Genomic DNA, 20,713 nt, shown 5'->3' on the forward strand with positions numbered 1-20,713 from the left:
TATTTTTGAGTTTATATTAACTTAAATACTCTTTCAATTTTTCATTTTTATCAATAAATAAAAGGATCGGTAAACCCAATACATAACATGCGATTAGTTCACCTAATCCTACCCAAAGCATAGAGGCTATTAGCGGCAATTTTAAAACAATATTCAATTCAATACCTATAACAATAGCATTTATTATTACAGGCGGTAGCGGTGCTAAATAACGCTTAAACTTTAATTTTGACCTTCCTATATAATAGGTTATTATTGCAGCTATTAAAGTTGCTAAGGATCCAAAAACAATGTCAAGAATCCCATTGCCTCCGACAAGATTAGCTATTATACAGCCTACAAATAATCCCAGAATGGAATATGCAGAGAAAAACGGTAGAATTGTGAGTGCTTCCGCTACTCTGACTTGAATTTGACCATAACTGATTGGAGCAAGAGCTATAGTTACAACAGCATATATTGCAGCAATTAGTGCTCCAAAAACAATTTTTTTAGTGCTTTTATTCATTTTATATCTCCTCCGTAGTTTTGTTTATAGACAGGATTTTGCGAACTGTCTTTCTATTCCATTATAAAGTTAATTTATAAATAGGTCAATAAAAGATTTTTATTTTATTTAATAATGATATAATATGTTATAACAATAATTGCAGCTGCACTAATAAAAAAAGAAGGTATTTAAAAATCTGCCCTTAGATACCTTAAATATGTTATAATATTCGTAGCCTTTTGATTCAAAATAAGGTTTTGTTGATGCACCTTAACTCTAGAGAAGCTTTTAGGAATATTTTGGATTCTATTATAAAATTATATGTTAGTAATAATTCACCTAAAATAAGTATAGCACACTTTACGGAATATTTAGACAGCCACAAAACAAAGGCAAAAAGTCAATAAAGCATACCATATTTCAGGTATGCTTTTTATTTTACTTTTTTATTTTGCTACAGTCTTGTTGTAATTATCAAGTGCGCTATTGATGCTCTTTTCTGCATCATCAAGGGCTTGTTTTGGTGTTGCCTGGTTATTTAAGACCTTTTCTATATTCTTCTCTATTGTCTGCCTTGCTTCAGGGTATACGCCTATTAATGCACCTTGTGTTGCTGTGTTTATTGGTGTTGAATGAAGCTGGTCAATAGCTGTTTTAAATTGTGGATATTTTTCAAGGTGTGTCTTCATTTCAGGCAAATCATAAGCTTCCTTTGTCACAGGGAAATATCCTGTATTTTCATTCCAAAATACCTGTTCTTTCGGAGATACCATAAATTTAACGAATTCCCATGCAGCTTTTTGGTATTCATCTGATTTATTATTTAGTATCCACAATGAGGCACCACCTATTACTACTCCACCATCTTTATTATCATTTAGTGCAGGTAAATATGCTGTACCAACTTCAAATTTGCTACCAGCACCGTCTAATATTGATTTTAATGATGCTGTTGACTCTATTATCATTGCTGTACGGCCTGCAATAAATGCATTCTTTGTATCATCTGTTTTCCTTCCGAAATTACCTGCGACACCTTCATCAACAAGCTTTTTCCACCAGTTGATAATATTTAAGCCAGCATCATTATTAAATGCTACAGCTGTTGCTGCTTTATCTCTGCCATTGCCATTGTTCGCATACAATGCACCCTGTTTTGCCATAAATTGTTCAAAGAACCAACCGTATATTGCCATTGAATATCCATATTGTATAACTTTGCCTGATGCATCTTTTTTCAAAAGTTTCTTTCCATATTCTTCTATTTCCTTGAAATTCTTAGGAGGTTTATTAGGGTCTAGTCCGGCTTCTTTAAATGCATTTTTATTGTAATACAATATTGGCGTTGATGAATTAAATGGCATTGAATATAATTTATTATCAACTGTATAGTATTTTAAAAGGTTTGGCTCAAGTTTAGATGTATCAAATTTGTCCTCGTCAATAAATTTCTGCACAGGTGTTGCCCATTTACTGTCAATCATAAATTTCGTGCCTATATCATATACCTGCATAATATCTGGACCTGCTTTTGACTGCTCAGATGTCTTCAATTTGTTTAATGCATCATCATATGTTCCTTGATACTGTGCCGTAACTTTGATATTTGGATGTGATTGATTAAAGTCCTCCACCATCTTATTTATTGCTTCTCCGCCTTTACCACCCATAGCATGCCAGAATGTAAGCTCTATAACTTTGTTTTCGTTTGGCTTTTCATTAGATGTTGTTGCCTGTTTTGTACCATTTGTACATGCTGTCGCTGATAATAATACACTTCCAATTAATGCAATAGATAAAATTCTCTTAAGTCTTTTCATTTTTTACATCCTTTCTCTTAATATTTTAACCTTTCAATGCTCCGGCATTTAAGCCCTCTATAAGCTGCTTTTGTCCAAATATAAATGTTATTATTGATGGAAGTAAGATCATGATTACGCCTGCCATAATAAGTCCAAATGATTGTGAATCAGACCATTGTAGCATGCTTATGCCTATCTGTACTGTCCTCATGTTGTCTGTATTAGTTATTAAGATTGGCCACATGTATTGATTCCATGTCATCAAAAAAGAATATACAGCTAAAGATCCGATTGCCGGCCTTGAAAGGGGCATTACCACTTTTATCAAAAATTCAAATCTTTTGCAGCCATCAAGCTGTGCTGCTTCATAATAATCCTTTGGTATAGTTAAATAAAACTGCCTTAATAAAAATATTCCCAAGGCTGAGCTTAGATATGGTATAATAAGCCCTGCATATGTATTTAACCAGTTTAATTGCCGTATAGTAAGGTAATTTGCTATTATTATGGCCTCTCCGGGAATCATCATAGTTGATAGAAATATCGCAAAAATTATATTCTTTCCTTTAAATTCGTAAAATGCAAATGCATATGCTGCAAGGCTCGATGTCAATATCTGTCCTATGGTGACAATTGCCGAAACTATAAAGCTATTTAGTATAAATCGTAGTATCGGAACAGAATTAAGTGCTTCAATGTAGTTTCCCAAATACAGTGAATGTGGTATTAATTTTGGAGGATATTGAAATGCCTCACTGGCAGGCATCAAACTTATTGACAAAGCATATATAATAGGAAAAATCACGATAATGGCTAAAATAATATTAACTAAATAAAGTGAAATTCTCCTTATTAACCACTTCATATAATCTGTCATTTGTAAAACACCTTCTTTTCACCAGATATAAATTGCAACAATGTAAATATTAAAAGCAGTATAAAAAGGATTATCGATTCTGCCGCTGCACTGCCAAATCTGAAATTAAAGAATGCATCTCTATATATTGAATAAACCATGACATTTGTAGAATTAACAGGGCCGCCTTGTGTCATAATATTGATCACGCCAAATTCCTGGAAAGTATTTATTATATTAATAACAAGAAGGAAAAATAGTGTAGGTGAAAGCATCGGTATGGTTATTTTAATCTGCTGTACAAAAATATTTGCCCCATCTATCTCGGCACTTTCATAAAGTTCTCTTGATATACCTTGCAGTCCTCCAAGCATAAATATGAAGTTGATGCCTATATTTAGCCATACATTTACTATTGATACAGTGATCATGCCGTAATTTGCATCTGTAAGCCATCCGATTCCATGAATGCCGAAAAAACTAAGTATGTAATTAATAAATCCTATGCTAGGATTAAATAAAAGCATCCATATAACTGCAGCTGATGCTGATGATATTGCAATTGGCAATGCATATAATGTCCTAAATACTCCAATACCTCTTAGTTTTGCATTGGCAAAGATAGATAGTATAAACGCGATAATCATTGCAAATGGCACTGTCATAACCACAAATTTCAACGTCACATAGATACTGTTTAGGTAATCAGTTGATTTAAACATATCTATGTAATTTTTTACCCCCACAAATTGGCTCAAATAACCCTGTGGATCTGTCAAAAATAAGCTGATATAAATAGTCTTTAAAAATGGATAAAATACAAATGCTGCGAAAATTATAGTAGACGGAAGAAGATATAGATATGGCTCAATACTATTTTTAAATCTTATAATATTACCTTTTATTTTGCTATCATCTAAAGTTTTACCATATTTTGTAATTGTCTCTGACCTCTCCATTGTGACACCTCCTCTAACATTTTTGATATATTTATGTCCCACAATTTTGGATTACCTGTTGATACTGCAATTGCACCACTTATTAAAGCATTTATCATGTGTTCACTTGTTTTAATTAGTCCACCGCTTATTACAGGCTCTTTTGCATTTTTAGTGAATTCACTAATTACATCAGGCATTAATGCCGGCATAAGTTCTATAAAATCTGGCTGTGTTTCTTTAGAAATTTCTATTGTTTTTTTAAATGCGTCTGTATCTATCATAAAACACCTCTGAATTGTCAGCATGTCAAGTTTTTTTGCAAGCTTTATGAGATTATTTTTAGTAGTAATAATGCCGTCTGGTTTAACATAATTTGCAACAAATTCCAGTCCTTCTTTGTCAAAGCTTATGCCACCTATTTTTTCTATATGAACAAAGACAAACATATCATAAGATTTATACAAATCTACATATCTCTTTATAACACCGATATTTCCAGTAAGTAAAAATACACCGCTTAAGTTTTTATTAATTGCTTTTTCAATATGCTTTTCTTCTTTGACAGCGGCAATCAATTTATGGCATATCAGTTTTTTTATAAACTCATCCTTCTTCAAAATCCTGCCTCCTATATATCTTGTGTATTCCTTTTGGATTCTTCCATTATAAATATTTATTATGGCTTTATAAATATCATAATCAAACATATTAAGAAGGCGCATATCGCACTTTTATCGTTTTTGGCAACAAAAAAGAAACCTTAATAAGACCAACAATTTTTCTATGAAATTGTTAATCCCATTAACGGTTTCTCTTTATCTCCAACCAAAAATTTATATCTACTTGTCATTTTTAATAATACAAAAGAAATGTTATGTGGATATTAAGTATATGTTAAGTTTATGTTAATTCTAATTAATATATTAAAGCTCCTTTTGTCTTTTTCAATTATATCTTTAATATAATATAATATGTTTTTAAATAAACATTATACAAATTGAGAATATTAAATGCAAAGTCCAATAAAAGTTTTATAGCCTCACTCCCGTAACCTTTATTCCAATAATCTTTGTTTCCTATGAATATACCCAATTCAGCTATACCATTTATATGGTCTGCACTGTTTAACCATATATTTCTAATTAAGCAATTATTACTTAAATCTATTGTTGCAAAAATCAGTTCATTTGAAAGTTTTTGAATTATCTCCCTTTCTTTTGCAGGCGTTATCAATTTTGATGCTAATATTAAGCCTGATGCGACCTCCATGTCATTTAACATTTTTACATTGGATGTAAAAAGAATTCAGTATAAAAAAGAGTCTATAGAAAAATTAGACTCTTTTTTATTTTAAAAGAAAAATTGATATAAGAACAATAAGTTCGGTAAATTCATTTACTGCACCCAATGTATCGCCTGTCATACCACCTATGCGAAGGCATATGTATTTTGTTGTCAAATAAGACACAACCATTGATATTATAAGAATCTTTAAAAATAACAGATACTGCATTAAAAAATATCCTGCAATAAGTACAAAGATAAGTCCGATTATAAATTCTCTTAGTTTCACCTTTCCGATAATAAAACCTCCGAGGCCTTCACCGCCCCTCGCAGATTTTGATGTGAATGCCGCAATCAATATACCAAACCGTCCTAACATAGGCATGACAATAAGAGTCGGTATTATAATATTTGCATCGATTTTTGATAAGAATAAAATCTTTAATAATACGAGAAATATTGTAGCAAGGACTCCATTTGTGCCAAGCCTCGAGTCCCTCATTATTTCAAGCATTCTTTCCTTTGTTTTATTGCTGAATAATCCGTCAAATGTATCCGCAAACCCATCAATATGTAATGCACCTATCAAGGTATACGATAATGCTACAATAAAAGTCATAACTATTTCCCGGGGAAATATATTTCTTGCTAAATAATAAAATGCAGAAAGTATTAATCCGATTAAAATCCCTATAGGTGGAAAATATATTGTTCCTTTTGAAAAGTCTCCTTCTTTTACATCGATGATTATTGGTATTGGAATTCTCGTCATAAATTGAATATTCAATATTAGCCTTTTTAGTTCTCTCATATTTAAGATTCCTTTCTGTTATAAAAAGATACTTAATGATATTCCTATAGGGTCTAAGATTTTTTACTTCGTTCAGAATGACAGAAAAAAACTATCCTTTTATTTTAAGTGGTATCCCAGATACCATAAAATATACTATATCTGCAGCACTCGCTACTTTTTTGTTCATCCTTCCCGCTATATCCCTGAAAATTCTGCCAAGTTTATACTCTGGAACTAATCCCATACCGATTTCATTTGTCACAATTATTACGTCACCATTATATGATTTTGCAGAATCTATCATTTTATCGACTTCTATCCCAACTTTTCTCTCTATATCATCGATGTCATCAATGCTCATATTATCCCACGCCATATCAACTTCAAGTAAATGATTAGATATCATAATAGTCAGACAATCAAGGAGTATAACTTTTTTATCTGATTTTGCAATAATATCATGAATTCCTTTATATGCTTCGACGGTCTCCCATTCGGAGGGTCTTCTTTCTCTGTGTCTTTTTACTCTGTCTTTCATTTCATCATCAAATGGTATTGACGTAGCTATATATAAAACGCTATGTACCCCTTTTTTTAAGGCAATATCTTCTGCAAGCTCGCTTTTACCGGACCTTGCCCCACCTGTCACCATTATTATAGGCATATTGTTTCCTCCAGTGCTTTTATAAGTTTTAAGTTGTCTTCATGTTTTTTAACAGCAACTCTAAAATATTTTTCATCAAGATATCTAAAATTGGAAGCATCTCTTATTAATATCCCTCTATTTAAAAGTTTTTCTTTTAATTCGTGTACAGTACCCTTTTTTAGCTTAACTAGTATAAAATTAACCATTGTGTCATAGACATGTAGATTTCTATTTTTCTTAAGTTCATTTAACATATATTTAATTTCTTCATTGACATATTGCCTTGACCTTTCAATAAATTCTTTATCATTGAATATTGCCCTTCCTATTATATCAGCAAAAGCATTTACTGTCCAAGGTTCCTTATGTTTATCAAGATTATCAATTATTTTTTTACTACCTAAGCCATAGCCAAGCCTGATACCCGGCATTCCAAAAAATTTTGTTGCCGCTCTTACAATAAAGAGATTGTCAAAATCATCAATAAAAGGGAGTGATTCATATTGATGAAAATCTTTAATGAACTCTATAAACGCTTCATCTATCATTACGGGAATATTCAATTTATATGCCTTAAATATCAGTTCTTTTATTTTGTTTGTATTAAGGGCTTGTCCAGTAGGATTATTAGGGTTTCCCAATATGACAGCGTCAGAATCATTAAGCATATCAATTAATCTTTCAATATCAATTCTAAATCCGTTCTTCTCCTCAATTTTATATAATATAGGCTCTCCACCTGATAGCACGACTGCCCTTTCATATTCTGAAAAAGCTGGTGACGGTATAACAGGTCTTTTAATTGAAAATGCTCTTACAAAAAGATGTATAAGCTCTGCGGCACCATTTCCGACTATAATATTATTAGTATCACATCCAGTGTATTCAGATATTGCCCTTTTTAGCCCTACATAATTTATATCAGGATATTTTGACAAAGATGTAATGTCAATGGCGTCCTTTGCACATTCTGGCATACCGAGCGGATTTATATTGGAACTAAAGTCAATTATTTTTTTATTATACATATATATATTACCGCCATGTTCATACTGTTCCATGGAATTTTCCATTCCCTTCTCTATTATAATAAGAGTTGTTTACGCAAGTTTTCCTATATGAGTGAATGGCTTATCTGTAAGCTTTTGAATCTTTCTAGCATCTTCATCGTTATATACAACAATACAGCATGTTGATGGGCCACCAGATTTTAAAACGTCGAGGTCTTCCGGGTATTCCTCAATTATATTTAACCCAGATATTTTTTTTAAAACCTCAAGCTCATATTTTATTCCCTTTGAACCAACAGGTATTGCTTCAACAATTTCATCACATTTTGATATCATTATATAATCCTTCAATTCAAGTAAATCTTTCATAGTCAAGACTTCAATTCCTACACGTGGATAACCTAAAAGCCCAACTTTCATACCTGATTTAACTTTTTTAATTTTAAGTTTTTCTATTGGTATTTTTGCAATTACGGTTATACCAACACCTGTCATAGACGTTTCAAAATTTTCTTCAGTGCTACCTGTCAGCATAACATCACCGAGCCCATTTTCCTCAAGTTCACTTTTGATGCCTTTTATTATTTTTTCACCTGTCGGATTCATTTCTACTGAAAGTGTATCAGATATAATAATCGGCTTTGCCCCAACACATAATGCTTCAGAAAGGGCCACTTTTATTACGGATCTTCCGACAGATTCTTCATCATCTTTTAGTCTGTCCTCCGGCTTATTTCCAATAGCTCCAAGGCTGTCACATGATACAACATATACATCTTTTTCTTCATATATAATTACTATGTCCCTGTATCTTTCAATCATGGCAGTACCTCATCATTTCTTTAATATTGGTGCAATAACTTTATACAATAATGCTGCTAAAAGTACATTAGCAAAAGATGCAATAGTTAGTGGAAATACCATCTGAGTAAAATATCCCCAACCAAATTCCGGTACAAAAATAAGTGTTGCTACAGGTCCATTTAATATGGTTCCAACTATTACAGCTACATAGATATTGAACTTTTTATATGTCAGCGAATAGAAATACGCGTAAACTGCCATTGATACAGCTATTATAAGGTGGTTTGGAAGGCCTAGTGGAAATCCCGATGTCAATGCTGTAAAAAGATGTCCTATGGATATAACTATAGCGCCTATATAGCCGCCGAAATAAAGTGATGCGAAATATCCTGGAAGTGAATCAAATGCGACAGTATTATATATTTTTATAAGAGCTCCTACCGCACTCATGGCTATAAGCATTGCGACAAGTGTTAATGTCTTGACATTTTTTAATGATGTTGATTTTCCATTCATAATATATACCTCCAATTAATTATTAATATCTTTATTATGAAAAACATTATAAGTCCCAAAAATGATGTTACATACATTAATTTTATGCTGTCTTTTATGTGCTCTATCTCTATTTCATTTTCACCATCCCCGAGTTGTAGTTTTATCTCTGGTTTGCCAAAATAGTAATTAAGCCCACCAAGTTTAATATTTAAAACACCTGCCATTGCAGCTTCACCATGGGCACTATTGGGGCTTTCATGTTTCAGTCTGTCCCTTTTTAGAATCTTTAAGCCATTTTTATAGTCATAACCAGCAAAAAATGATGCCATGACTACCAATAAACCGGTTATCCTAGCTGGTATAAAATTCAAAATATCGTCGAGCTTAGCAGATGCAAAGCCTATATTTATATATTTCTCATTTTTATACCCAACCATGGAGTCAAGGGTACTTGCAGCTTTATATGCCAATGCGAGTGGTGCTCCACCTATAAACGCATAGAAAAGTGGTGCAATTATCCCATCTGAGATATTTTCAGCAACTGTCTCTATAACCCCTCTTGATATCTCTTTCGCATTTAATTTTTCTGTATCACGGCTCACAATATATGAAAGCTTTTTTCTTGCTTCCATTAAATTGCCATCCAATAAATGTTCATAAACCTTATTCGCCGATTTTGCTAGGTCTTTTGTTGCAAGGCATGTATAAATCAGGATAACATTAATTATATATTTTAAATATGTACTAATTAAGTTTGAAAGATATAACAATAAATATGCAGTCAAAAATGTAGTTAATACCGTAATCCCGCAAAGGAAAAATCCCGCCGTCTTTTCAGCTTTATCACTCTTTGCAATATTTCTTAATTTAGTATCAAGGTATTCTATCGTTTTTCCGATCAATCTAACCGGATGTGGATACCACTCTGGATCACCAATAATCAAATCAATAATATACGCAAATACAACATCCATCAGTCTCTGTAACCTTCCATTATTTCATAGATTCTTTTTAAATCAATGCTTCTTCTTACAATGTCTGCAAGTCTGTCATATTCTCTTTCTTTAAATTGTCTATAATCTTCTACATAATCAATTTGTGATAACCCTTTGTACTTCCTTATCATATTTATAAATGCCTTAGTGAAATCACTGTTTTCAAAGATTCCGTGAATATATGTTCCAAATACTTTTCCATCTTCACTTACACAGCCATCATCAATATCAACCTTTTTACCATTTCTATCTGTCATATGGCATAAAGGCTTATCTTTCACAACTGTCTTACCCATATGTATCTCATAACCACTTATGGGCAATCCTTTTAAAGGTCTTAGTATTTCGGGCAGTTCATTAGATATATTAGCTTTAACCTGTGTTGTAGTCTTTTTATCCTCTATAACTGTTTGCATATCTAAAAGACCAATTCCATCTGTCTCGCTTATAGGACCTTCTATCATATGTGGATCAAGTATTGTCCTTCCCAACATCTGGTATCCACCGCATATACCGACTATAAAAGAACCCTGTCTCCTTAATTTGAATATTTCTTCTACAAATCCATTGCTCTTTAGAGTTTTTAAATCTCCAATTGTATTTTTGGAACCTGGTATTATCAAAACATCGCATTTTCCTATTTTTTCACCCTTATTGATATACCTTAATCTTACATCAGGTATTTTTTCGAGGGGCTCAAAATCAGTGAAATTTGATGTATGCGGGAGATTTATTACCGCAATATCGATTGACCCATTTTTACCACATCTATAGAATCTATCTGTTGCGCCATCTTCTTCATTAATTATAACATCCATGTGTGGAACAACTCCCAACACTTTTTTGTGTATTATGTCTTCAAGCATCGTGATACCAGGGTTTAATACTTCGATATCCCCTCTAAATTTGTTTATAATTACGCCTTCTATACGCTTTTTTTCGTCATCATTTAAAAGGAGCAAAGTACCTGCTATAGATGCAAATACACCGCCTTTGTCTATATCGCCTACTAAAAGAACAGGTGCATTTACAAGCTCTGCCATACCCATATTTACAATGTCTCTATCGCGAAGATTTATTTCCGCTGGGCTTCCAGCACCTTCGATTACAATTATGTCACGCCCTTCACTCAGTTTATAAAAATCTTCTTTTATCATACTTAGAAGCTCTGGTTTAAACTTCTGGTATTCCTGTGCAGACATATTTTCATAGACCTTACCCCTTAATATTACTTGACAGTTTTTATCAGAGCTTGGCTTTAATAAAACAGGATTCATCAGGACAGTCGGTTTTAAACCTGCTGCTTCAGCCTGTGCAACCTGTGCCCTTCCCATTTCAAGCCCTTCTTCTGTTATGAAGGAATTAAGAGCCATATTCTGTGATTTAAATGGCGCAACAGTATATCCATCTTGTTTAAAAATTCGGCATAATGCAGTAACCAGAAGGCTCTTTCCTACAGATGATCCAGTTCCTTGTAACATTATTTTTAACGGCATTTGCATACATCCCCTGTTATGAAATTATTGCAGTTAATTATAAATCTTTTGGCAGCATCAGGATATGTATATAAATTGATATGAACATATGTAGCAAGGCAATTCTTATAAACATATCCACATGGCCAGCTCTCATTTCTTTTTGGTTTATGCACAATGTACGAAAAATTCCTTACATAGCCTTCCAATTTGGAATAGTGAAATTCATGACCTCTTATCATATCATCTTTTTTAAAAAGCACATTATCACTTAATACTTCTGCTTCAACATATCCAAAGTGATTTAATCTTTTTGTCATAACCGTATATGCATCATATATTCCAACCATATCGTATGTATTCCCCTCGAGGTCTTTGATGCTCTTTGTAAGATACATCAAGCCTCCACATTCAGCATATACCGGCATCCCCTTCTCAATCGCATTTTTTATGGAAGAAATCATTTTCTTATTTAAACTAAGTTTTTCTGTAAACATCTCGGGAAAGCCTCCGCCAATGTATATACCGGATATACCAACCGGAAGATTGCTATCATATAACAAGCTAAAAGGAACTAATTCTGCTCCCATCTTTTTTAATATCTCCAAGCTATCCTGGTAATAAAAATTAAATGCTTCATCATGTGCAAAAGCTATCCTTACTTTATCTTTTGCGTTAACATATAAGTTACCATTATCCACTTCATCATCTAATTCTATATTACAAGAGTCAAGAATTCCTTCTACATCTATATATTTCTCAATGTACGTATAAAGTCTATCAAATTTTTCATTAAGGCCTTTCATTTCACATGTTGGAACTAATCCAAGGTGTCTTTCGGGTAGACTTAATTCAACATCAGATGGCAAATATCCAAAAACCTCTATGCCCAGGTCTCTTTTAATACATTCTTTTAAAAGTCTATAATGGTCCTCGCCACCAGCTTTATTGAGTATTACCCCTTTTATGTTGACATCTTTATCGTAATTAATATATCCCATTACCATAGCTGAAACGCTTGCAGCCATTTCAGATGCATCGACAACAAGTATTACAGGTACATTTAGAAGCCTTGCAACATCACCGCTACTACCCTTTTTAGTTGTATCAATGCCGTCATACAACCCCATCACGCCTTCGATAATAGAAACATCACCCATTTTTGTATACTTTGCAAACAATTCTTTTAAATTTTTTACACCAAGCATATAAAGATCGAGATTGCAGGAGTAATTTCCTGTCGCAAATCTATGATATGATGTATCTATATAGTCAGGACCAACTTTAAATGGCATTACATTAAACTTTTTTGAAAGGTAACCCATTATACCAAGGCTGATTGTTGTTTTACCGACACCGGAATTAGTACCAGCTAGCATAAATGCCTTATACAACTTTTAGATTCTCCTCTCTCTTCTTAGTTGGGATAATATACGGCGTTGTTGTAATAGGATTTTCCATTATTTCTACATTTACCGAGAAGGTTTTTTCAATATTTTCAACTGTCAATACTTTATTTGGTGCGCCTTCAGATACTATATCGCCATTTGACATCATCAATATTTCATCGCAAAACTGCGATGCAAGATTTATATCATGTAAAATTGTTAATATTAAAATACCTTCATATGATAAGTCTTTTAATAATGATAGTATATCTACCTGATATTTTATATCCAAATGCGATACAGGCTCGTCAAGAAGCAATATCCTTGGCTTTTGTGCCAATGCCCTTGCAATATATACCCTTTGCCTTTGACCGCCGCTAAGCTCATTTATAGACTTGTCCCTAAAATCCCATGTATCTGTCAATTCCATACATTCCCTTACAATTCTAAGGTCATTTCTTCCTTCTCTTTGAAACCTTCTTAAATAAGGCATTCTGCCCATCATCACTATGTCTTTACAGCTAAAGTCAAAATCGTATGACAGCTCCTGTGGAACATAACCGATGTATCTTGCCCTCTCCTTCGCTGTCATTTTATTAATATCCTTTCCAGATATATAGATGTTACCTTTATATGGTTTAAAATATCCTGAAATATTTTTTAAAAGTGTCGTCTTTCCACATCCGTTAGGTCCAATAATCCCTATCATTTTGCAATTATCGATATTAAAATTTACTCCATGCAATACTTCATTTTCACCATATTTAAAGCTAACATCTTCTGCTTTTATAATCGACATAATTAAACTACCTCACTCTTTTTATTCTTTATAAGAAGGTAAAGGAAAAATGGTCCACCAAATGCCGCTGTTATTATGCCAACCGGTATCTCTGCCGGTGCCAATACTATCCTCGACAATGTATCAGCAAGAACTAAAAAGGCTGCGCCGGTAATCGCACTATATGGAACTAATACTCTATTATCTGAACCAACAATAAGCCGGGATATATGTGGTATTATAAGACCTACAAATCCAATAATGCCACCTGCCGATACAGATGAAGCCGTAATTATTGACCCTACTATTAAGATGACTTTTTTCACTTTTTCTGTATCTATACCAAGGTGCTCAGCTATTTCTTCACCAGTTATAATTGCATTTAAATCCCTTGAATATATATATAAAATGGTACTGCCCACTATAATTACAGGTGTGGTGTAAAACACTTCACTCCATGTTATAAGGCTAAAGCCACCCATAGTCCAGAAGACTATCTGTGACATCTGGTCATGGTGTAGAAGCATCATCAAAGATATTAGTGATGACATAAATGCACTTATGGCAATACCTGCCAGCAGCATTGTTGCCATGGATACCTTTGTGCCTTTTTTTGATAGCATATATACAGCATAAATAGTTATAAGCGCTGTCAAAAATGCTGCAAATTGAAGTCCAAATAAACCTATGCCAAGTATTATTGCTATTGTCGCACCGAGTGCTGCACCAGATGATATCCCAAGGACATAAGGATCTGCCATAGGATTTCTCAATAAGCCCTGAAAAAATGTCCCTGTGACAGATAAACCCATACCAACAATGGCTGTTTCAACAACTCTCGGAAGTCTTAATTGCATCAATATCATTCTGTTAGTAGGGTTTCCACTACCTAAAAGTATATTAATTAACTCTTTTAAAGGTATCTTTGCTGCACCTACTGATGCTGAAAGCATCAGTGATGCAAGCAAGATTATAAGTGTTATTATGAAATATACACTGTACTTTATCTTCACTTTATTTAAAAGCCTCCGGATGTAAATCTTTGGCTATTTCTTCAAGTCCTAAGACTATTCTATTTGATGCTCTGTTTATAATGTCATCATTCGATATTATAAATATCTTTCCATCTTTAGCAGCTTTTGTATCCTTGTAACCTTGCATATCCTTTATGTTATTTGAGTTGCTGGCATGTGGTGATGTTATTATAGTATCCGGATTCTTTTGCAGCAATTGTTCCATACTGTACTGTGCCCATCCATTTACATCATCTGCGACATTTTTTCCACCTGCTAAGTTAATAAGTTCATCAATAAAAGTACCTTTGCCAGCCGTAAAATTTCCATTTGTATCAACAACAAAGAATGTATTTACTTTTGGTAAATCTTTTACTTTATCGGATATTTCCTTTATTTTGTCTTTCATGGTTTGAATGACTTCATCGCCTTTTTTCTCATTTCCAGTAATCTGTCCAATTATCTTTATTGAATCGTAAATCTGATTGATATCCTTTGCTTCAAGAACTAGTACTGGTATACCTGTCTTCTGAAGTGCATCCATCTGGTCTTTGCCTGAAAGTGTTGATGCAAAAATGATGTCAGGCTTCTGTGCCGCAATAGCTTCCATATTTGGTCCTTTAAATCCACCAACTTTTGCTACGCTTTTAACTTCTTCCGGATAATCATCATAATCTGTAACACCTACGACTTTCTTACCTGCGCCAAGTGCGTAAATTAGCTCTGTTGTTGACGGCGATAGCGATACAATCCTTTTAGGTGCTTTATCTATTGTAACTTCTCTTCCCATAAAATCTGTCACTTTTAATGGAAATGTAGTCTTCACTTCTGTTTTATTAGCTTCGGTATTTGATGCAAACTTCGATGCTGTTTTCTGTGAACATGCAGCAAGTGATATTACAAGTAATGATATGATTGTGAATATTAAAATATTTTTAAACTTCTTCATTAAAATCCTCTCCTTTAGCTTAAAAATCTTTGAAATTTATCTTTGCTCATATTTACAATATAATGGTAAGCATATAACGAACTACTTTAACATTTTAAAGATTTAGATATAGGACAAGAAAGTCAATTCGAAAAAGCCTAAGCATATAGTGAAATATGTGAGGGCTTTTGAGCCGATGACTGACGCAGTAATGCGAAGTATAAGTCTTTAAAACATAAAATTAAGGCTTACCCTCGAGGTAAGCCCAATAACCACATAATTCATATGTACCATTCCTCCCCTCCGAAGGTGTAAACTAATCTTAAGGCAGGTCTCCTGGCTTGCGATTCATCTTTAACCCAACCTTCCCGGTATACCAGTGGTACTTTGGATCTCATCATCGCTTACAGTAGCGGGGGCTGCAGCGGTTTCACACCGCTTTCCCTATTATCCTTTCGGACCTTAAGACTTAATTCAATTTTAACTATATTATAGGACGAAAATAAAAATGCGTCAATGTAAATATTTTATCTTTCTTTGTATTTTTTTATCTTAATTTACTTTGCAATTTCAAGAACCTTTTTTACAACTGTATCATACTTAAGCATATCATTTAAGTCATTTTTCTTATAATCATCAATGCTTAATTTAAAATAATCATTATAAGATTGTTCTACATATACATCAGGTGAAGTATGTTTCTCTTCATTTATAGTTCCATCAGGATTTATACCCATATCTGCACTAAACCTGAAAACAAGACCGCTGTTTGGAAGTGCACATAAAACCGGATCTGTTCCTATGCCATCACCGCCTGTAGTTGTTCCGACAAGTGTCGCCCATTTTGTCGCTTTTGCAAATGCAGCAAAACTCTCTGCCGATGAATATACATATCCATCTGTAAGAATGTATATCTTACCTTTAAAGCCAACTGGGTCCTTAGACGATACAGTTCTTGCATCATAAGAAAATTTACCAAAATCACCTCTTAGCTCATATGGAAAATTGAGATTGTCCGGTAATTCCTTAGTCGATTTTAAACTATTAAAACCTGGTCCAAATTTCGCTTTAAAAAATGGTTTTATATAATCTCCGTTTCTTATAACTAAATAATTACTGGCACTCAAAGCTTTATCTGTAAGATATGGGACTATATTTTTCATCCAATAGTAATCACTTCCACCACCATTTCCTCTTATATCAATAATCAAATATGGATAATCTTTTATGCTTTTTAAAAATTTATATATACCATCATGGTCTTTATCAACAGACAAACCATCTAAACTTCTTACTTTCAAATATGCGATTCTATTTTCTTTCAATATTAAGCTCTGATAATTGGGAAGTTTATTATTATCTGACTTAGGTGGTGTATATTCTATGCTTTTTATTTCCTTTTCTATAGATTTTCCTTCAGGTGTCAACAGTATCAGCTTAATATTCTCTATATTTTTAGTATATATCAATAATTGGTCTTTCTTTAATATATTTCGCTTAAAATCATATTGTAAAAATGCTTTATCTCTTAGAGAATTTATGTACTCATCTATAGTTAAATCTCCAACCTTTTTTAATATACTTCCTCTTTCAATGCCATATTTTTTTGGATCATCTTTATTTATATCGCATATTGCTGCATAATTTCCTTCGAAATATTTAAAGACAACTGGAATAACATATTGTTTTTCATTTATTATCTTGCCCCAATATTTATACCTATTTACCACATTTTTGTTATTTAATACTTGATTCCATGGTCCATTAACTAATGGTATACTGCCATATAATTTAACAAACATTTTATAATAATCCGGACTTAAAATACCTGTATGTCCATTTTGCAATAGTGCAAGAATTCTATTCATTGTATTATAGAACTCTATATCGTTTTTTGTTTTCTTTACCCATCCTTCAAATTCACTTTTGTGTGCGAGCCAATCATATCCAAGTGTCCTCTTTTTAACTTCAAAATACGGGAAATTGTCTTTCATAATGTTATACATATATTCAAAGTCTTCAAGTTTCTGCTCTACGGTCAATGGTTTTTCATTGCCAATATTTTTGGTTGTTACATGAACAGGACTATTAAAAATTGCATAGTATACCCCTGTCAATGCGATTCCAAGCACTATAACAACTATTAGTGCAATCTTCAATACCTTCTTCATCTACTTATTACCTCCACTATTATTTGTAAACTTGAATTCGGCAGGTAAAACATCGAAATAGCTAAAAAAAGCCTTTTGATAACAAAATAAAGTGAAAAATTTTTTGCAAAAATATATGGAGATTCCCTTTTTTCTAATAAAATTAAAGTGTTAAACAAAAAAATCTGCAGAAAAATAGTTTCCATAATCCGAGTTTAACACTTAATGCTTAAAAAAAAAAGGAGTTTTTAAATATATTTTACCGGCAGCTTTCGACAACCTTGCAGTATCAAATAATGTAACTTTTACCTACATACAAGCATTTAAGATGAAAATAGTTTTGATAAAATCATTTATTTGTACTGATACTGAATTAGATACTGAGACTATTCTAAATTACTATAGTCAAAGATGGCCTATAGAAATATTCTTTAGGCAAACAAAGAATAATCTTGGACTGAATACGTATCGAGTACGCTCAACAAAATCAATAGATAGATTGTTATGCCTTATATCAATGACATACCTGTATTTTAAGCTTCAAGCGACAAATATTATAAATTTGGGCAAGGAATAATAATAGCTCGTAAAGAAGTACAAAAGCAGCGTATTCAATAGATATATGAACAAGCTAATGCTCTAAATATAAAGTGCTTCTTAAAGAAGGATATTTTCTTTATTTTCTGTAACATAAACGGCTACATAATGAAACTTATACACAACAACCATTTGATTGATTATTTTATCGAATTGAACTTAAAGAAGGTAATAGCTTAAGGATTGAAAAATGTGGTACTAATGCTGGCCATGAAATACAATACTTTAACTGAAATATGCGGTAAAGATCATAGCTATGACTTATTCAATAATTGGTATTGTACAGCAATGCCGATAAGAGACAATTACAATGGCAAAACAATGGGATATCTTGATATTTCACGGATTGGTATACCTAACATCAGTGAACAAAGTACTATCCTGAAAAATATAGTGGTTTATCTTGAAGAATGTATATCTCAAAAAAGTGAGATATCATCTGAAATTGGAACAAAAATTGATGATACTGATATATTAATATTATCATCGTTAGCACGTAATTATTTAAGAAAGATAGTCATCAAGGATATTGATATATCAGAAAGAACATTAAGAAGGCATATTAATAAATTATACAATTTAATGAGCGTAAGTAACGATGTTGGATTAGTCATGACTGCTTTTAATGCCGGTATTATAGATTCACATGGCGAGATATTGCTGTAATTATTAAATTTATCAGTGACCGAAAAGCGGTCATAAAATCGAAAAAAATGACCGTTTTTCGTACCTTCTCAAATGTTAAATCGTGGTTTATAATATAGTCAAACAGATAAATGGACTATTTTATGTTTAATAAAAAGTAGTCATTAATGCAATTTAGACGTCGAAATAGTATTATTGCTGTAAAAATGAGATGTTTTAAAATGTTAAAGAAATTTATTTTTAGTTGTGGCACTTCTTTCAGTTTCTAGATTCAGTTATGTCTTTGCTGCAGATACTTCAGACAATAATACTAAAATAATTGTTAATATTTCTGATCCAGAAACAGGATATGTTTGGAAATGGAAAATTCCAGAATCAGAAGTTAAATTAACTACATCAAAGATCAATAATTCAAAAATATCAGCTTTTAGGTCTGATGCACCTCCATATTCAATATTGGACTGTAGAGTTTACGTTTATGGCATGAAAGCATACAGATATGTAAGTGTCAAATTTGACCTTACTAATCCTTAGAAATCTAGAGCGTAGCGCCAAAGCTTCAGACAAAAACCCTATAACCATACAAAAGAAAAAGAGTCACCATTTGAAGATTCAACTAAAACAAATGGCCGCAGTGTAATAAAGGAATAAACTTAGGTATAAATGTTTTAATGAATAAAAAATCAGTAAAGAAAGTAATATTAAGACAATGATGATGCAAAAAACAATTGTATGGAAATTTGTCACATACAAAATATTATGCGAATTAAGTTGGAGAAAAAATTTGCCGACAATTACTTGACAAAAATAATTCCATCAGCTATGCAGAAAATATAAATTATTAGATATAAACAAATATTTAAATGCAGTCATATACTTGGTTTATTATGGTTATATAATAAATAATTTACTCCTCAAAGCTGCAATTTATTTCATGAACATTGCCTGCAATAATAATATATAGTATAATTTATAAACAACTAAAAGGGGGCTTTAAAATATGAAAAAAAATATGTTATCATATGAAGGAGTTTTTGCTCTAATAGCTTTGCTGAGTTTAGTATACATGAGATATTATGAAAAAACATTATATTATAAACCTATAAATCGATTTTTTGATATAATGTATGAATATATTTCAGTTCCTTTTTTTTATTATTTTATGGCGGCTTTTATTACTATATTTGTTATTTATCTACTTAAAATTAACTTACCTAAAAGAATAATAAAAATACTTAATTATCCTGTCATATTTGCTTTAATACTATATGTTATATTTGTATTTTTGAATATAATAGGAATCTTGTCCATTCATTTCATTTTTCTAAAGCCTATATATTCAATTTTATTTGCTGCCTTAGGAGCTTTATTTGCTTTCACTAAGGGGTAGCATCAGCATTTCCGATAAAACCCACTCTAATCCATTTTATAGACTATAAATCTGATTTATTAAGAACTTAGATATTAAAAAACTTCGTAAGATGTTATTACATATCTTAGGAAGTTTTTTAATATTCTTAAAGTGTATATGCTAATATAAAACTTTTAGTGTAACATAAACACTAAATAATTGAAATATTGTTGGATTAATAATCATGTTAACATTCAATCCTTTCCATT

The 20,713-nt window shown here is 32.2% G+C and carries 21 protein-coding genes and 1 riboswitch; of the genes, 3 read left to right on the forward strand and 18 right to left on the reverse strand.

What is annotated here, in order from left to right:
- Positions 1–16: 16 nt before the first annotated feature.
- The 18 genes from CPG45_RS03465 to CPG45_RS03550 form a co-directional block, all read right to left on the reverse strand.
- Positions 17–508 carry a QueT transporter family protein gene (locus tag CPG45_RS03465; RefSeq protein ID WP_096230649.1) on the reverse strand — a complete coding sequence of 164 codons (492 nt, stop codon included), beginning with the start codon at positions 506–508 and terminating at the stop codon, positions 17–19.
- A gap of 428 nt (positions 509–936) precedes the next feature.
- Positions 937–2,310, reverse strand: a complete 1,374-nt coding sequence (locus tag CPG45_RS03470) for an ABC transporter substrate-binding protein (RefSeq protein WP_096230650.1) — start codon at positions 2,308–2,310, stop codon at positions 937–939.
- 25 nt (positions 2,311–2,335) lie between these two features.
- The gene (locus tag CPG45_RS03475) at positions 2,336–3,169 is read right to left on the reverse strand and encodes a carbohydrate ABC transporter permease (RefSeq protein WP_197702837.1); all 834 of its coding nucleotides are present in this window, start codon (positions 3,167–3,169) and stop codon (positions 2,336–2,338) included.
- Positions 3,166–4,107: a carbohydrate ABC transporter permease gene (locus CPG45_RS03480; RefSeq protein WP_096230651.1), complete on the reverse strand. Its 942-nt coding sequence runs from the start codon at positions 4,105–4,107 to the stop codon at positions 3,166–3,168. The genes CPG45_RS03475 and CPG45_RS03480 overlap by 4 nt, the downstream gene beginning before the upstream one ends.
- Positions 4,065–4,706, reverse strand: a complete 642-nt coding sequence (locus tag CPG45_RS03485; protein ID WP_096233448.1) for a glycerol-3-phosphate responsive antiterminator — start codon at positions 4,704–4,706, stop codon at positions 4,065–4,067. Before CPG45_RS03485 ends, CPG45_RS03480 begins: the two co-directional genes overlap by 43 nt.
- 331 nt (positions 4,707–5,037) lie before the next feature.
- Complete coding sequence (locus CPG45_RS03490; protein WP_172856467.1) at positions 5,038–5,358, reverse strand: GNAT family N-acetyltransferase; 321 nt, start codon at positions 5,356–5,358, stop codon at positions 5,038–5,040.
- A gap of 76 nt (positions 5,359–5,434) precedes the next feature.
- On the reverse strand, positions 5,435–6,184 hold the full coding sequence (cobS, locus tag CPG45_RS03495) for an adenosylcobinamide-GDP ribazoletransferase (RefSeq protein ID WP_096230653.1): 750 nt from the start codon (positions 6,182–6,184) through the stop codon (positions 5,435–5,437).
- Between the two features lie 91 nt (positions 6,185–6,275).
- On the reverse strand, positions 6,276–6,830 hold the full coding sequence (cobU, locus tag CPG45_RS03500) for a bifunctional adenosylcobinamide kinase/adenosylcobinamide-phosphate guanylyltransferase (protein WP_096230654.1): 555 nt from the start codon (positions 6,828–6,830) through the stop codon (positions 6,276–6,278).
- Positions 6,821–7,873, reverse strand: a complete 1,053-nt coding sequence (cobD, locus tag CPG45_RS03505) for a threonine-phosphate decarboxylase CobD (RefSeq protein ID WP_096230655.1) — start codon at positions 7,871–7,873, stop codon at positions 6,821–6,823. The genes cobU and cobD overlap by 10 nt, the downstream gene beginning before the upstream one ends.
- 39 nt (positions 7,874–7,912) lie before the next feature.
- Positions 7,913–8,644, reverse strand: a complete 732-nt coding sequence (locus tag CPG45_RS03510) for an AIR synthase related protein (RefSeq protein ID WP_096230656.1) — start codon at positions 8,642–8,644, stop codon at positions 7,913–7,915.
- A 12-nt stretch (positions 8,645–8,656) separates the two neighbouring features.
- Positions 8,657–9,142, reverse strand: coding sequence for an ECF transporter S component (locus CPG45_RS03515; protein ID WP_096230657.1), 486 nt, complete (start codon positions 9,140–9,142; stop codon positions 8,657–8,659).
- Positions 9,139–10,098: a cobalamin biosynthesis protein gene (locus CPG45_RS03520; RefSeq protein WP_096230658.1), complete on the reverse strand. Its 960-nt coding sequence runs from the start codon at positions 10,096–10,098 to the stop codon at positions 9,139–9,141. The genes CPG45_RS03515 and CPG45_RS03520 overlap by 4 nt, the downstream gene beginning before the upstream one ends.
- The gene (locus tag CPG45_RS03525; RefSeq protein ID WP_096230659.1) at positions 10,098–11,615 is read right to left on the reverse strand and encodes a cobyric acid synthase; all 1,518 of its coding nucleotides are present in this window, start codon (positions 11,613–11,615) and stop codon (positions 10,098–10,100) included. The genes CPG45_RS03520 and CPG45_RS03525 overlap by 1 nt, the downstream gene beginning before the upstream one ends.
- Entirely contained in the window at positions 11,606–12,988 is a 1,383-nt protein-coding gene (locus tag CPG45_RS03530) for a cobyrinic acid a,c-diamide synthase CobB (protein ID WP_096230660.1), read from the reverse strand. Before CPG45_RS03530 ends, CPG45_RS03525 begins: the two co-directional genes overlap by 10 nt.
- Positions 12,981–13,781, reverse strand: coding sequence for an ABC transporter ATP-binding protein (locus CPG45_RS03535; protein WP_096230661.1), 801 nt, complete (start codon positions 13,779–13,781; stop codon positions 12,981–12,983). The genes CPG45_RS03530 and CPG45_RS03535 overlap by 8 nt, the downstream gene beginning before the upstream one ends.
- Before the next feature lie 2 nt (positions 13,782–13,783).
- On the reverse strand, positions 13,784–14,773 hold the full coding sequence (locus CPG45_RS03540; protein WP_231968966.1) for a FecCD family ABC transporter permease: 990 nt from the start codon (positions 14,771–14,773) through the stop codon (positions 13,784–13,786).
- 1 nt (position 14,774) lies between these two features.
- On the reverse strand, positions 14,775–15,722 hold the full coding sequence (locus tag CPG45_RS03545) for an ABC transporter substrate-binding protein (protein WP_096230662.1): 948 nt from the start codon (positions 15,720–15,722) through the stop codon (positions 14,775–14,777).
- Between the two features lie 288 nt (positions 15,723–16,010).
- Positions 16,011–16,181: riboswitch (cobalamin riboswitch) on the reverse strand.
- A gap of 77 nt (positions 16,182–16,258) precedes the next feature.
- A complete protein-coding gene (locus CPG45_RS03550) occupies positions 16,259–17,872 on the reverse strand; it encodes a S41 family peptidase (RefSeq protein WP_096230663.1) in 1,614 nt (537 codons plus the stop codon).
- 319 nt (positions 17,873–18,191) lie between these two features.
- Here CPG45_RS03550 and CPG45_RS03555 point away from each other — a divergent pair, with 319 nt between their 5' ends.
- From CPG45_RS03555 to CPG45_RS03565, 3 genes are all read left to right on the forward strand, one after another.
- A complete protein-coding gene (locus CPG45_RS03555; RefSeq protein WP_231968967.1) occupies positions 18,192–18,428 on the forward strand; it encodes a transposase in 237 nt (78 codons plus the stop codon).
- A gap of 203 nt (positions 18,429–18,631) precedes the next feature.
- A complete protein-coding gene (locus CPG45_RS03560) occupies positions 18,632–19,114 on the forward strand; it encodes a helix-turn-helix domain-containing protein (RefSeq protein WP_157732318.1) in 483 nt (160 codons plus the stop codon).
- Positions 19,115–19,339: 225 nt separating this feature from the next.
- Entirely contained in the window at positions 19,340–19,627 is a 288-nt protein-coding gene (locus tag CPG45_RS03565; protein WP_096230665.1) for a hypothetical protein, read from the forward strand.
- The last annotated feature ends 1,086 nt before the right edge of the window (positions 19,628–20,713 follow it).

The sequence above is a fragment of the Thermoanaerobacterium sp. RBIITD genome, assembly GCF_900205865.1.
In the GTDB taxonomy this organism is placed as follows: Bacteria; Bacillota; Thermoanaerobacteria; order Thermoanaerobacterales; family Thermoanaerobacteraceae; genus Thermoanaerobacterium.